The sequence below is a fragment of the Longimicrobium sp. genome (genome assembly GCF_036388275.1).
GTDB lineage: Bacteria > Gemmatimonadota > Gemmatimonadetes > Longimicrobiales > Longimicrobiaceae > Longimicrobium.
Genome location: NZ_DASVSF010000002.1, coordinates 324,617 through 338,285, shown reverse-complemented (window position 1 = coordinate 338,285; position 13,669 = coordinate 324,617). Strand labels below are relative to the sequence as shown.

Below are 13,669 nucleotides of genomic sequence, written 5' to 3'. Positions count from 1 at the left end.
GCCGGGGAGCATGCCGCGGTTTTCATCCATCCAGCACGCCGCCACGCGCGCGTGTCCGGTCGATGCGGGGAAGATACGGCGGACAGGCGCCAGTCTCCAGAAGCGGACCCGTAGGGCAGCAGGGAGCCCTGGACGGACACGCACCCTCCCGCCGCCGCACGCCGCGGCGCCGAAGTGGAGAGTAAACGCCGTTCCTTCATCTACTTCCACGTCCGCGCCAGCCCTCGCGCGGAGCGCCGTGGGGGTGCATCTTTCCCGCTCGTCGCCGAGAGCGGAATCGTGAGAAGGAGAATGGATGGCGCAGGGCGGATCGGGGGAGCGGCTGATGGCGGACCGCGTGTTCGGGATCGTCGGGGGGGTGATGGTGCTGCTGGGGCTGGTGTTCCTGGTGAGGTCGTTCATGGAGGGCGGATCCGACACGGGCTCCGGGCCCGCGTCCGCCGTGCCGCAGATCCGGATCGTGAGCCCCGCCGCCGGGGCCGCGCTCCCGCAGCCGGCCTCGGTGGAGTTCGACGCGGGCGCCCCGCTGGTGCTGGGCCCCACCGGGTGGACGGCGGCGGGGCGGCACCTTCACCTGTTCGCCGGAGGCACGGAGCTGATGGCGTCCGCCACCGAGATCACCGCCCTTCAGGGCACCCGCTACCGCTGGGCGCTCCCCCGCCTGCCCGCGGGCTCCACCACCCTGCGCATGACCTGGTCGGGAGAGAACCACCAGTCCATCCCGCAGGGCGCGTCGCAGACCATTCCCGTCACCCTGCGGTAAATCCCGCTCCGGTCCTCTGGCGCCAAAACAGGCGTTGCACGTAACGTGGCAGATCAGTACCTTGTGCTAGCCCGAGGACTTCCCCGCCGTACCTCCATCCCACGCGACCGCTCACCATGCCTGTTCCCAACCTCCGGCCCCTGGGCTTCGGCGAGATCCTGGACGGCGCGTTTTCCCTGTATCGGCGCAACCTGACGAGGTTCATCCTCACCGCGCTTCTGCCGCTGGCGGGGCTGGCCGTAGGCGGCGTGCTGATGCTCATGCTCGTCGGCAGCGGAAACGAGGCCCTTGCGGGGATCGGGGGATTCGGGCTGATGATCCTGCTCGCCCTTTCGGTGATGGTGCAATGGGGCGCGCTCGTGCACCAGGCGTCGCAGTCGTTCATCGCGCAGCCCGTCGGTCTCAAGGAGGCGCTGCGCACCGGGATGCGCTCCATGTTCACGCTGCTCGGGTCCGCCTTCGTGAACAACGTCGGGATGTCGCTGGTGATGTTGGGCGGCATCCTGCTGATGGCGCTGGTCGGAACCGTCGTGGGCGCGCTGGGCGTTCCGGCGTTTTCCCTCGTGCTGGGCGCGGGAGTGATCTTCGGCTTCGTCTTCGTGTACGTGGGCGGCGCGGCGGTGCTGGCCGGCGCGGGCCCCGCGGTGATCGTGGAGGGCAAGGGGCCGGTGGAGGCGCTGAGCCGCTCGGTGGAGCTGCTGCGCGGGGTCTTCTGGCGCACGGTGGGGCTGGTGACGGCGACCATCGTGTACCTTCCGATCGTCGCCGTGGTGTGGGTCTCCGGTCTTTCCGAGGGAGTCTCGGGCGCCGAGGGAGGCGCCGCGGAGGCCTGGGCCGGGTTCGCGATCCTGGCGGGGGGCATCGCCGCCGCGCCGTTCATCGCCTCCGTGTTCGTGCTGGCCTACTACGACCGCCGCGTGCGCACCGAGGCGCTGGACGTGCAGCTGATGACCGAGTCACTGGCGCTGGCCGGCGACTGACCCGCCCCGGCGCCCCGATTGCGCCGCGAACCATCGTTGACGCGCCGGTGGCCGGCGGGTACGTTGTCCGCGCCTCTCCGGCTGTTTCCCCTCGCTTTCCACGTCCTCCCCCAAGCCATGCCCATTCCCAGCCTTCGCCCCCTCGGCTTCGGCGAGATTCTCGATGGCGCCTTTTCGCTGTATCGCCGCAACTTCACGACGTTCGTCCTGACTGCCCTGGTCCCCTCCATCGGGTTGCTGGCGGGCGGGCTGATCTATGCCGTCGCCCTGGGCGGGTACCTTCGCGAGGGGGGGGACCCGACGACCGCGGGGGCGGCCATCGCGGGCCCGTTCCTGCTGTACATCGTCCTTACCGGCCTGGCGACGTTCGTATCCTGGGGCGCGCTGACGCGCCAGGCGACGCAGGCGTTCACCGGCGCGCCCGTGTCCGTGCCCGACGGCCTCAAGGTGGGGCTTCGCGCCCTGCTGCCGATGCTGGGGGCCGGTTTCCTGGCCGGCCTGGTGATCGGGGCCATCTCCATTGCCGCGGGCATCCTCGGGGGCATCTTCGCCGTGGTCCTGGGCGTGACCGGTGCGATCGTGGTGGGCATCGGCTTGCTGCTGGTGTCCATGCTGGCGATCACGATCTTTGCCGGCGTGGCGCCCGCGATCGTGGTCGAGCGGAAGGGCCCGATGTCGGCGCTCAGCCGCTCGTGGGACCTGGTGAACGGCGCGCTCTGGCGGACGATGGGGCTGGTGGTGGTGTCGGTGCTGATCGGCTACCTGCCGGTAGTCGCCGTGGCGTTCGTCACCGGGAGCACCGGGATGATGACGAACCCCACCTCGGCCGCGGCGATGCCCGGCGCGAACGCGCTGATCGCCCAGCAGGTGCTGGCGTGGATCGCCGGCGTGCTGACCACGCCGTTCATGGTGTCGGTGTTCGTGCTGACCTACTTCGACCGCCGCGTGCGCACCGAAGCGCTCGACGTGCAGGTGATGACCGACTCGCTGGCGCCCGCCGCCCAGTAACCGCCCGCGCCGACCGTTGCAATCCACCACCCTGCCTTCTGCCCCCGACGTAGCCCGGGCGGTGGAAAAGGTGTACGCCCGCCCGGAGCTGGCGCCCCCGCCCAAGGGGCCGCTGGCCCCGGTGTGGGAGGCCATCGGCCGGTTCTTCTCGCGCATCGGCCAGGCGCTGGACCGGCTGTTCGGAGGGGTGGCGTCGGAAAGCCCCGTCCTGTTCTGGATCCTCGTCGCCATTTTGGCCGCGCTGGGGCTGGCGCTGATCGTGGCCCTGCTCTACACCATCCTGGGCCGCCTTTCCGCCGCGGACGCCGCGCCCGCTCGACAGGCGGCCGGCGCGGCCCAGGCGGCGCGCCGCCCCCGCGACGCCACGGGATGGGAAGAAGAGGCCCGGCGCCTGGCCGCCGGGGGCCAGTACCGCGACGCGGCGGTGGCGCTGTACCAGGCCCTGCTGCTGCGCATGGAAGCCGCGGGCGCCGTGCGCTACGATCCCGCCAAGACGCCCGGCGACTACCGCATGGAGGCCCGCCCCCACGCGCTTTCGCGGCCCCTCGCCGCGTTCCTGCGTGCCTTCGAGCCCGCCGTGTTCGGCGGGCGCTCGCTCGACGCGGGCGTGTACGAGCGCCTGCGCGGCGCCGCGGCCGAGGCGGGTGCCCATGGGTAGGCGCGAGTCCGGGATGCTGGTGGCACTGGTGCTGGTGCTGCTCATCCTTTCCACCCTGGTGGGCACGCAGGCCCCGGACGACCGCGAAGACCCGCGCGCCTCCACCTTCCTCACCTCCACCGGCGGGCTGCAGGCGCTGTACTGGACGCTGGAAGAGGTGAAGGTGCCCGTGGCCCGGCGCACCGCGCCGCTGGTGGACGCAGGCGGCACCGACTCGCTTCCCCGCGCCCTCGCCATCATCTCCCCCGCCGAGCAGCCCACCCCCGCCGAGATGCACGCACTGGCGGAGCACGTTCGCGGGGGCGGAACGCTGGTGTTCGCCGTGAGCCCGTGGGGGACGGCGGGGCCGGCGTACGACACGCTGGGGCTGGACGTCAGCCGCCTGTCCGGCGCGGTGGGCGGTGACTTCGGCGAAGGGGTGGCGGCCACCGCCCGACCGCATCGCTGGACGGAGGGCACGGGCACGGTGAAGGGTTTCCGCCGCGGGTTCGACGACAGCTCGCGCGTGGTCCGCGAGCGCCGCGCGACCGTGCTCCTGGAAGCGGGGGGAAAGCCGGTCGCCATCGCGTACAAGATGGGCCGGGGGAGGGTCGTGGCGTTCAGCGATGCGCGGCCGCTGACCAACGAGCGGCTGCGCACCAGCGGCGCCGCCCCCCTGTTCGCCCGGGCCGCGGCGGAGCTGGCCGCGGGCGGGCCGCTTACGTTCGACGAGTACCACCACGGCTTTCAGGGCGACGGAAGCGTGTGGAAGGCGCTGCGGCGGTTCCTGGGCGAGCACCCGGCGGGGCACGCCTCGCTGCAGCTGTTCGCCGTGCTGCTGCTGCTGATGCTGGCGGCCGGACGGCGCTTCGGCGCGCCGCTGCCGCCCCCGCCGGCGCGGCGGCGGTCGCCGCTGGAGCACGTGGAGGCGCTGGCTGGCGCGTACCGGCAGGCGGGGGCCAAGCGCACGGCCAGGCGGCTGCTGGTGGCGGGGATGGCGCGGCGGCTGGGGAAGCGCGCGCCGGCCGACGAGGCGGGCGCGGCGGAGTTGCTGGGCCGCATGGCCACCGCCAGCCCCGTGGGCCGCGATGCCGCGGCGGCGCTGCAAACGGAATGGAAGCGCGGGACCGACGCCGAGCTGGTGTCGGTGGCCCGTCGCGTCGACGATCTACTGGACGAGGTAAAACGGTGAGCGAGCTGACGACGAACGGGGTGGCGGCCGAGCGGGCCCAGCGGGTGCTGGACGAGCTGGGCACGGTGGTGCTGGGCCAGGAAGACCTGCTCAGGCAGATGATGGTGGCGCTGCTGGCGGGGGGGCACGCGCTGCTCGAGGGGGTGCCGGGCACCGCCAAGACGCTTTCCATCCGCTCGCTGGCGATGGCGCTGGAGCTTCGCTTCGGCCGGGTGCAGTTCACCCCCGACCTGATGCCGACGGACCTGATCGGCGTGAACGTGCTGGACCAGATGAAGCGCGAGTTCTCCTTCCACTCCGGGCCGGTGTTCACCGACCTGCTGCTGGCCGACGAGATCAACCGCGCCCCCGCCAAGACGCAGGCGGCGCTGCTGGAAGCCATGCAGGAGCGGCAGGTGACGGTGGACGGGCAGACGCGCCCGCTGCCCGCCGGCTTCACCGTCTTCGCCTCGCAGAACCCGGTGGAGTACGAGGGCACCTATCCCCTCCCCGAGGCCCAGCTCGACCGCTTCCTGCTCAAGATCACCATCGGCTACCCGGGCGCCGAGGCCGAGCGCGCCATCCTGGACCGCTACGTCGCGGGCTTCAGCGCCGACCGGGCGGAAACGTACGGCATCAAGCCCGTCCTTTCGTCCGGCGAGCTCGTCGCGCTGCGGCAGTCGGTAGCCACGGTGCACGTGGAGCCCACGGTGCGCGACTACATCACCCGGATCGTCCGCGCCACCCGCGAGGAGCCCAGCCTGGCGCTGGGCGCGTCGCCCCGGGCGGGCGTGTCGCTGTTCCTGGCCAGCCGCGCCGAGGCGTTCCTGGCCGGGCGCGACTTCGTGACGCCGGACGACGTGAAGATGCTCGTCCTCCCCGTGCTGCGGCACCGCGTGGTGCTGACCCCCGAGGCCGAGGTAGAGGGGCAGACGGTGGACCAGCGCCTGGCCGGACTGCTCACCACCATCCCCGCCCCGCGCGGCGCCGAGGCTTGAGCCTGCTTCCCTCGCGCCTGTTCCTGGCGCTGCTGGCGGGGGCGTCCGCGCTCTTCCTGGTGCACCCCGTCCTGGCGCTGCTGGCCGACGCCGTGCTGCTGGTGGCGTTCGGGCTGGACGCGTGGTACGTCCCCGGCCCCGCGCAGCTCACGGTGTCGCGCCGCTCGCCCCCGCGCATCTCCCTCGGCGCGCGGGCCGAGGTGGCGTGGCTGCTCGACAACCGCGCCGGCCGGCGGGTGCGGGTGCGGGTGACGGACGACCTGCCGCCCATTTTGCGGCGCGAGGGCGGCGACGAGCACGAGCTGTGGCTGGACGCGCGGCGGGAGACGCGGCTGGGGTACGCCGTGGCCACGGTGCGCCGCGGCGACGCCGTGTTCGGCGACGTGCACCTGCGCATCGCCGGGCCGCTGGGGCTGGCGTGGCAGCAGCGGCGCGTGCCGCGGGCTGACGCGGTGCGGGTGGTGCCCGGCGTGCTCGAGGTCAAGCAGTTCCGCCTGCTGGGGCTGCGCAACCGGCTGCGCGAGGCGGGCTTCCGCAACATCCGGCAGCGCGGCGAGGGCGGGCAGTTCGAGAGCCTGCGCGAGTACGCGCGCGGCGACGATCCGCGCACGGTAGACTGGAAGGCCTCCGCGCGGCGCGGCGGGCTGATCGTGCGGCAGTACGAGATGGAGCGCCGGCAGAACGTGATGATCTGCATCGACGCCGGCCGGCTGATGACGCAGAAGGTGGGCGAGCGCGAGCGGCTGGACTACGCGCTGACGGCCGCGCTGCTGCTCGCCGACGTGGCGGGGGTGCACGACGACGCGGTGGGGCTTCTGGTGTTCGCCGACCGGGTGACGCGCTTCATTCCGCCCGCCCGCAACTCGCTGGCGCGCCTGTCCGACGCGCTGGGCGAGGTGCACGCGAAGATGGTGGAGCCCAACTACCCGGCGGCGTTCACCTACCTGGCCAAGCAGGTGCGCAAGCGCTCGCTGCTGGTGCTGTTCACCGACATCATCGACCCGCTGGCCTCGGCGGCGCTGGTGTCGCAGCTGGGGCGCGCGGCGGAGCGGCACCTGCCCCTGGCCGTCGCCATCCGCAACCCCGACCTGGAAGCCGTGGCCGAGACGGCGCCCGTCGACGAGGCCGCGGTGTACCGCCGCGCCGCCGCCGAAGAGCTGCTGCAGGCCCGCGCCGCCGCCCTGGCCGCCATGCAGCGCTCCGGCGTGCTGGTGGCCGACACCCGCCCCGGCGACGCGGTACCGGCGGTGGTGAACCGCTACCTGGACGTGAAGCGCCGGGGAATGCTGTGACCTCTACGGCGCTCCATGGACCATTGCCGATCTCCGCGGGGTAATGGTCCCGCACCCACCCGGTTGAAGGAAGAGCCTCGCCGCACCCTCGCGGCGGCACTGAGCGTCCGGGCCTGCGTTCTCCACCCCCACGCAACGAGCTGAACGTGTTCACCTGTCTGCCCCTGCGCGGCGCGGCCCTGGCGGGCGCGCTGCTCACGACGCTGCTCGCGCCCGTGGCTGCGCGGGCCCAGGTGCCGGGCGAGTCCGGGCGAGTCGACATGGCGCGGGAGCGCCAGGCCTACACCGCCGACGCGCTGCGCGACTTCAACCGCTTCATCAACGGCTGGAGCGAGGCCTGGGCAGGCCACGACGAGCGGCGCCTGGCCGGGCTCTACTCGGCCGGCCCGACGGTGGCGTTCTCGCCCACGAGGGTCATCAACGGGCACACCGCGCTTGTCGCGTTCCTGAACGACTCGCTCCCCGAGGGCTCGCAGCTCCGCACGGGCATCGCCGATTTCGTGGCTGGCGAAGACCTGTACTCGGCGACCGGCCCCTACATGTACCAGGCGTCTCCGGACGCGGAGCCGGTGTCGGGAACCCACTTCACGGTGCTGTACCGCGAGCGCGGGCGCTGGAAGATCCGGTCGCAGGCGTTCCTTCCCGGGCTGCCCTTCTAAGCGGGACGCGCTCCCCAATCCGGAAGTGGCTTCGCAGGGGCGGGGGAGAGACCTGAATCGCGCTTCGGCTGGCCTTGGCGCACTCCACAGGGAGCGGGTGAGGAACGGTGCGCTTCGGGGAACTCGGCGCATGCCCCTGGCCGCCCTCTCTCCCCGGCCCTCTCCCCCGCAAGCGGGGGAAAGGGAGAATCCGGTCGCGCTCGGGCTGGCCTTGCGCACCCGACTGCGCGTGCAGTCCGCGAAGGCGGACTTTGGGCCGTTGTTGCCGCGACTTTAGTCGCCCCAGCAAGGCCGGGCTCCGCCACTGTGCTTCCCGCGGCACCCAACCCCGATGCGTCGTTTGTGCTACGGGTGAATGCGGCGCGCCTGGGCCTCAGGAAGACAGGCCTGGGTGGATGTGCGAGCGTTGTGGTGGCCCGGACGGGCACGAGAAAGCCCGCCGCGATCTGCGAGATCGCGGCGGGCTTCGTCCATCTTCCCGCTCAGTGCTACAGCAGGAAGTGCGAAAGCAGGTCCGGCGTGATGACGGTGCGCTCGTCCACCTCGTCCCACAGGTCCTTGTGGGGCTGCTGGGGGCCGGTGCCGTGGAACAGGTGCACCAGCACGCCTTCGTTCTTGGCGGCGCGGATGGCGGGAAGGAAGTCGCTGTCTCCCGTCACCAGGATGGCGCGGTGGATCCGCTGCTTCACCGCCAGCATGGCCAGGTCTACGCCCAGGTAGATGTCGACCCGCTTCTGCTCGAAAATGGGCCGCTCCGATTCGCGGTCCGTTCCGCGGTACTCCAGCTTGCCCTCGCGCACCTCGAAGCGGTTGAGCCGCGTGAGCGCGTTGAAGAAGCGCTGCTTGTTGTCGTACCGGGCCTGGTCCTCTTCCGAGGGGTTGGGGCCCATGTACGGCAGGCAGTGGTAGTAGTAGGTGCGAAGCAGTTCGTGCGGCCGCGCGAGTTCCGAAGACAGCTTGCCGAAGTCGATCCGCGGCGATCCGCAGTCGCGGGACACGCGGTCGAAATATCCGCCGTCAATGAAGATGGCTGCGTTCATCTGGTGCCGTCCAAGTAAAAACAAGACCCGCCGCACGGTGCGGCGGGAGCCGTAGCGAAGGATGCGCGGCCGGGGGGCCGCGGCGCCCACGGCCCAGTGCCGCGCGGCGCCCCGTGCGTCTTGGAATTACCGCCCAAGACCCCGCTTGTCAAGCACCTTACAATCGCGCCATTCCATTGCGGTGCACGGATTTGCGCCGCCCGTGGCGGCTTCCGCTGCTCCCGTTTTTAGGAGCAGCACGATCGGGAGCACCTGCTGCCGCCACTCCTTGTCGTTCGTCCAGGCTGGCCCTGCCGACGGTCGTCCGCACATTGGCGAGTGAAGTATGGAGGTCGCCGCGGGCCCTAGTTCTCCCCCCCGGCGTTCTCCTCGGCCGATTCCAGCAGCGCCGCTTCGGCCGCCTCGCCCGAGATCAGCAGGGCCACCTGGTCGGGAAGCGATTCGCGCAGCGCCGCCTGGATTTCGGTGCGCTCCTGCGGGGTGACGGCGGGCGGGCGCCGATCCGGAAGGGTGGCCAGGGCCAGGCCGGCGACCCCCGCGGCGGCGGCCAGGGGGAGCAGGGCGCGCAGGCGCACGGCCGGGCGCCGCGACGGGCGGCGGCGGGCCAGCGGCATCCGCGCGTCGGCCGAAATGCGCGCGCGCAGGGCATCCCAGTCCACCTCGGGCGCGGGTGCTCCCGCGTCGTGGAGCGCGGCGGCCAGCGCGGGGTCGCGCGAAAGTTCGTCCATCATCCTCCCTCCTTGCGGTCGTAGGCGGCCAGTTCCCGCCGCAGCGCCTGGCGTGCCTCGTGAAGGTGCCAGCGCACGGTGCCGTCGGAAATCTCCAGGATCTCCGCGATCTCGGGGCCGGCGAACCCTTCCAGCTCGAACAGTTCCACGATCACCCGCTGCCGCTCGGGAAGCCCCGCCATCGCGGCGAAAAGGCGCCCCCGAAGCTCCGCCCGCTCGGCGCTGCGCTCCGGCGAGCACCCGCCCGCGGCGGTGCCGTCGGGGATCTCTTCCGTGGTCCGCACCGCGCGGGCCTTGCGGGCGTTCAGGCCGCGGTTGACCAGGATGCGAAAGAACCAGGGCGAAAAGGCGCGGCCGGGCTGAAAGGCGTCGATCTTCTGCAGCACGGCCATGAAGGTTTCCTGCACCAGGTCTTCCGCGTCTTCGCGGTTGCCCAGCAGCCGGTACGCCACGGCGAAGGCGCGGCGCATGTACCGCGTGACCAGCGTGTCGAAGGCGCCCGCGTCACCCTGGCGCACCTGCTCCACCAGCGCGGATTCGTCCTCCGCCACCAGGGCGGAGGACGCCGGGCCGGCCTGCGCCGGCGCAAGCGGCACGGCCGCGAGCGCCGGGTTCACGGCTGCCGGGGAGCGGCTTCCACGCGCGGGCGGTGACGCCGCCCCTCGCGGGGGGGCCGGCGGCGCATCTCGGGATGCCGCGCCCGCATCTCTTCGTGGCGTGCGCGCGCCTCCTCGCGCAGCACCCGACGCGCCTGGGTCCGCTGCTCGTCGGAAAGCACGCCGTGGGCGTCGCGCACGGCGGCCGTGATGTTCTCCCGCATCTCCCGCATCAGCGGCCGCATCGGCTCGGGCACCTGCCGCTCCTGCCGCATCCGGCGCATCTCGGCGCGGCGCCGCTCGGCGTCCATCCGCTCCAGCTCGCCCTGGCGCTGGGCCATCCACCGCTGCCGCTCCTGGGCCAGCCGCTGCCGCAGGGGGGCGTTGCGTGCCTCCAGCCCCCGGCCGATCTCCTGGATGCGCCGCACCTGTTCCTCGTTCAGCCGCAGCTGCTCGCGGTGGCGCAGCAGCACCTCGAACGGGCGGCGGCCCTCGTCGGGAGAAAGCGCCCCGGCGCGCGGGCGCTCGGGATGCCGGCCTCCGGGCTGCGCGGCGGCGGGGGTGGCCACGGACGCCGCCAGGGCGATCAACAGGACGCGGACGGACATGCTCATGGGACACTGCTTTCGTGTGGGCGGATCGTGTGCGACTCTATACAGAATACAGCGGAGCGCGCGCGAACGTTGGGGGAAGGCCGGACGCGCGGGTTGCGAATCGCGGAATACAAGAATATTCTCCTGGCGTGCGCACGAATTTCGTCCGTTGCCGCACACCCGCCCGCGAATCACTCCCCGAAAGTTTTCCGATGCGATTTTCCCGCAGCCACCTGGCGCTGTTCGCCGCCGCCGTGTTCCTGGCCACCTCGGCCAGTGCCCAGCGCGCGCCCCGCCGGCCCGCGCTTCCCGCGGCGGCCGACACCAACGACGCACGCGCCTACTACGAGCTGGGTGTCCGCAGCATGGCCCGCCGCCCGGAGCTGGCCGCCGACGCCTTCTACTGGGCCGTCGAGCTGAGGCCGGGGTGGGCCGACGCGCTGTACGGACGCCACACGGCGATGCTGCTGCGCGATCCGCGCCGGATGATCCAGTACCAGAGCAGCGGGCGCGCCCGGTCGTCGGCCGAGGCGCGGCAGATCGACTCGTTGTACCTGCGCGCGCTGCGCAGCGATCCCTTCGTGCAGCGGCGCTTCGAGCCGGAGCTGACGCGCATGTGGGTGGGCGCCCTGATCGTGGGCGGCGACCCCACCCGGGTAGACGACCAGACGCTGCTCTCGTACTACACCGACCAGGTGATGGCCGACCTGCCTCCCGTCATGCGCGCGCGGGTGAAGGCGGCGCAGGGAAAGGTTCCCGAGGCGGCGCAGGCCTTCAGCGAGGCCCTGCGCAGCCGCCGCAACAACAGCGAAACCCGCGGGTGGATCCTGCAGGAGCGCGCGCGGATGTTCGCGCTGGTGGGCAACGACGAACGGGCGCTGGCGGACCTGGATTCGGCGGTGAACCTGCAGGTGGAGCGCGACGAGCGCGAGCTGGTGCGCTTCTACGAGAGCAAGGCGGTGCTCCACCACAGCCGCGGGCTGATCTTCGAGCGCGCGGGGAAGACCGACCAGGCGCGCGAGGCGTATTCCCGCGCCCTGGAAGAAGACCTGTCGTACGCGCCGGCGCACCTGCGGCTGGGGTTGCTGGCGCTGGCCGCGGGCGACACCGCCACCGGCGAGGGCGAGATGAGGCTGGCGGCCGAGACGGCTCCGGACGACGCCATGCTGCGCATTCTGTACGGCACCCTGCTTTCGCGCCTGCGCAGGCTCGACGAAGCCGCCACGCAGCTGGAAGCCGCCACCATGCTGGCGCCCCACCACGCGGACGGCTGGCTGGTGCTGGCCATGGTGAGGCAGCTGCAGGGCCAGGACGAGGCAACGCTGAGGGCGTGCCGCGAGTACCTGGCCCGCACGCCCAGGGACGACCCGCGCCGCGCCCAGGTGGAAGCGCTCGTGGCCACCGCGCCGGAGGGCCAGTGAGCGCCCGCCGCCTGCGCGCCGCCCTGGCCCTGGCCGCGGCGCTGCTTCCCGCGGCGCTGGCCGCGCAGCCCACGGGGGCCACCCGCGCCCGCACCACCTACGACGACCTGCAGATGTTCAGCCAGGTGCTCAACCAGATCCGGGTGAACCACCCGGACTCGGTAGACACGCACCGGCTGTTCATGTCCGCCATCCAGGGAATGGTCAGCGCCACCGATCCGCACTCGTACGTGATTTCCGCGGCGCGGCTGTCGCCCGAAAAGGAGCAGCAGCTGCGCGCCGGGCGCCTTCACCCCGTGCCGATCGACTTTCAGTACGCCGGAGGGATGCCCGTGGTGGTCAGCGTGTCGCCGGGCACCCAGGCCGCGCGCCAGGACATCCTTCACGGCGACGTGCTGGTGGCGGTGGACGGCAAGCCCGTGCTGGCCGAAAGCGCCATGGAGCTCGACGTCTTCCTGGCCGGCGCGCGGGGCTCGTCGGTGAACCTGCGCTTCGAGCGCGAGCGCTCCGACGGCACGCGGGTGAGCCTGGACCGCACCGTCCGCCGCGAGCGGGGCGACGACGAGACGGCGGTGCCGGTGTCGGAGATGCTGGACGCGCAGACGGGGTACGTGCGCCTGACCACCTTCTCCAACGAGCGCGCGGCCGAGGACCTGCGCGCAGCGCTTGGACGGCTGGAGGGGCAGGGAATGCAGCGGCTGCTGCTGGACCTGCGCGGCAACGGCGGCGGCCTGGTGAGCGAGGCGGCGGGCATCGCGGGGATGTTCCTTCCCGCCGGGGCCACGGTGTACGTGTCGGAGGGCCGCAAGGCCGCGGTGCACGACAGCGTGGTGGTGCGGCGCTCCCTGTTCCGGCGCGAGCGCCAGTACCCCATCGTGGTGCTGGTGGACGAGGGGACGGCCAGCGCCTCGGAGCTGGTGTCGGGCGCGCTGCAGGACCACGACCGCGCGCTGATCGTGGGCCGCCCCACCTTCGGCAAGGCGCTGATGATGCAGGGCTTTCCGCTTTCCGACGGCTCGATAATGATGCTGGTGATCGGCCACATCAAGACGCCGTGCGGGCGGGTGGTGCAGCGGCAGTACCGCGAGGTGCGGGCGGCCGACTACTACCGGATGGCGCGCGCGGAGCGCGACACGGCGGGGCTGCCGTCCTGCAGCACCGCGGGGGGGCGCAAGGTGTACGGCGGCGGCGGCATCTACCCCGACGTGGTGCTCGACGAGCCGGAGGCCGCCCCGGCGTGGCTGTCGCGCCTGGCGGAAACCGCGGTGCACACGCGCTGGATCGGCGGGTACCTGACGGAGAACGCTGGCGCCTTCACCACCGCCGCGGCGCTGGCCGCCAACCCGCGGCTTCCCGCGGGGGCCCTGGCCTCGTTCCGCGCCTTTGCCGGCCAGCAGGGGCACACGGTTCCCGCCGGCGACGAGGCCGACCGCGCGCTGGAGCGCATGCTGCTGCGCCAGATCGCCGGCACCCGATGGGGGAGCGCGGGCTTCTACCGCGTGGATGCGGCCCTGGACCCACAGATCGCCCGCGCGGTGGCCGAGTTCGCCCGCGCACAGCAGATCCTGGGAACCGGCCAGTAGAGCGGTTGCGAGCAGTGAAGTGAAAGCCGGCCCTCTCCCGACCTGATCGGGGGAGGGCCGGTTCCGTTGGGGCCTACTCGGGCTGCCCGCTGCATCGCCGACCCCGGCACGGGCGACTGAAGTCGCTGCAACGAACACACGAAGTCCGCCTGCGCGGACTGGCTTGCTTGGGTGTGTGGGAGGTCGATGTGGCTCGTCCC

14 protein-coding genes are annotated in these 13,669 nt (G+C 72.4%); 10 read left to right on the top strand and 4 right to left on the bottom strand.

The window, feature by feature from the left end; translation table 11 throughout:
• Positions 1 to 295 precede the first annotated feature (295 nt).
• The 8 genes from VF632_RS01500 (at position 296) to VF632_RS01465 (ending at position 7,508) form a co-directional block, all read left to right on the top strand.
• Positions 296 to 763, top strand: coding sequence for a hypothetical protein (locus VF632_RS01500; protein ID WP_331021068.1), 468 nt, complete (start codon positions 296 to 298; stop codon positions 761 to 763).
• Positions 764 to 879: 116 nt separating this feature from the next.
• On the top strand, positions 880 to 1,743 hold the full coding sequence (locus VF632_RS01495) for a hypothetical protein (RefSeq protein ID WP_331021067.1): 864 nt from the start codon (positions 880 to 882) through the stop codon (positions 1,741 to 1,743).
• A 117-nt stretch (positions 1,744 to 1,860) separates the two neighbouring features.
• Positions 1,861 to 2,751, top strand: coding sequence for a hypothetical protein (locus tag VF632_RS01490; protein WP_331021066.1), 891 nt, complete (start codon positions 1,861 to 1,863; stop codon positions 2,749 to 2,751).
• A gap of 16 nt (positions 2,752 to 2,767) precedes the next feature.
• Positions 2,768 to 3,409 carry a DUF4129 domain-containing protein gene (locus VF632_RS01485; RefSeq protein WP_331021065.1) on the top strand — a complete coding sequence of 214 codons (642 nt, stop codon included), beginning with the start codon at positions 2,768 to 2,770 and terminating at the stop codon, positions 3,407 to 3,409.
• Positions 3,402 to 4,580 (top strand): DUF4350 domain-containing protein, encoded by a 1,179-nt coding sequence (locus VF632_RS01480; protein WP_331021064.1) that lies wholly within the window; start codon positions 3,402 to 3,404, stop codon positions 4,578 to 4,580. The genes VF632_RS01485 and VF632_RS01480 overlap by 8 nt, the downstream gene beginning before the upstream one ends.
• A complete protein-coding gene (locus tag VF632_RS01475) occupies positions 4,577 to 5,557 on the top strand; it encodes a MoxR family ATPase (protein WP_331021063.1) in 981 nt (326 codons plus the stop codon). The genes VF632_RS01480 and VF632_RS01475 overlap by 4 nt, the downstream gene beginning before the upstream one ends.
• Entirely contained in the window at positions 5,554 to 6,849 is a 1,296-nt protein-coding gene (locus VF632_RS01470; RefSeq protein WP_331021062.1) for a DUF58 domain-containing protein, read from the top strand. The genes VF632_RS01475 and VF632_RS01470 overlap by 4 nt, the downstream gene beginning before the upstream one ends.
• A 146-nt stretch (positions 6,850 to 6,995) precedes the next feature.
• Positions 6,996 to 7,508 (top strand): hypothetical protein, encoded by a 513-nt coding sequence (locus VF632_RS01465; protein WP_331021061.1) that lies wholly within the window; start codon positions 6,996 to 6,998, stop codon positions 7,506 to 7,508.
• A 488-nt stretch (positions 7,509 to 7,996) separates the two neighbouring features.
• Here VF632_RS01465 and VF632_RS01460 read toward each other — a convergent pair whose 3' ends face one another.
• From VF632_RS01460 to VF632_RS01445, 4 genes are all read right to left on the bottom strand, one after another.
• Entirely contained in the window at positions 7,997 to 8,548 is a 552-nt protein-coding gene (locus VF632_RS01460) for an NYN domain-containing protein (RefSeq protein WP_331021060.1), read from the bottom strand.
• Positions 8,549 to 8,892: 344 nt separating this feature from the next.
• Positions 8,893 to 9,279, bottom strand: a complete 387-nt coding sequence (locus tag VF632_RS01455; protein ID WP_331021059.1) for a hypothetical protein — start codon at positions 9,277 to 9,279, stop codon at positions 8,893 to 8,895.
• Positions 9,276 to 9,893 carry an RNA polymerase sigma factor gene (locus tag VF632_RS01450; RefSeq protein ID WP_331021058.1) on the bottom strand — a complete coding sequence of 206 codons (618 nt, stop codon included), beginning with the start codon at positions 9,891 to 9,893 and terminating at the stop codon, positions 9,276 to 9,278. Before VF632_RS01450 ends, VF632_RS01455 begins: the two co-directional genes overlap by 4 nt.
• A complete protein-coding gene (locus VF632_RS01445) occupies positions 9,890 to 10,486 on the bottom strand; it encodes a hypothetical protein (protein WP_331021057.1) in 597 nt (198 codons plus the stop codon). The genes VF632_RS01450 and VF632_RS01445 overlap by 4 nt, the downstream gene beginning before the upstream one ends.
• A 191-nt stretch (positions 10,487 to 10,677) precedes the next feature.
• Between VF632_RS01445 and VF632_RS01440 the strand changes: the two genes are divergently transcribed.
• Both VF632_RS01440 and VF632_RS01435 read left to right on the top strand, forming a co-directional pair.
• On the top strand, positions 10,678 to 11,886 hold the full coding sequence (locus VF632_RS01440; RefSeq protein ID WP_331021056.1) for a tetratricopeptide repeat protein: 1,209 nt from the start codon (positions 10,678 to 10,680) through the stop codon (positions 11,884 to 11,886).
• Complete coding sequence (locus VF632_RS01435; RefSeq protein ID WP_331021055.1) at positions 11,883 to 13,469, top strand: S41 family peptidase; 1,587 nt, start codon at positions 11,883 to 11,885, stop codon at positions 13,467 to 13,469. The genes VF632_RS01440 and VF632_RS01435 overlap by 4 nt, the downstream gene beginning before the upstream one ends.
• Positions 13,470 to 13,669: the final 200 nt, after the last annotated feature.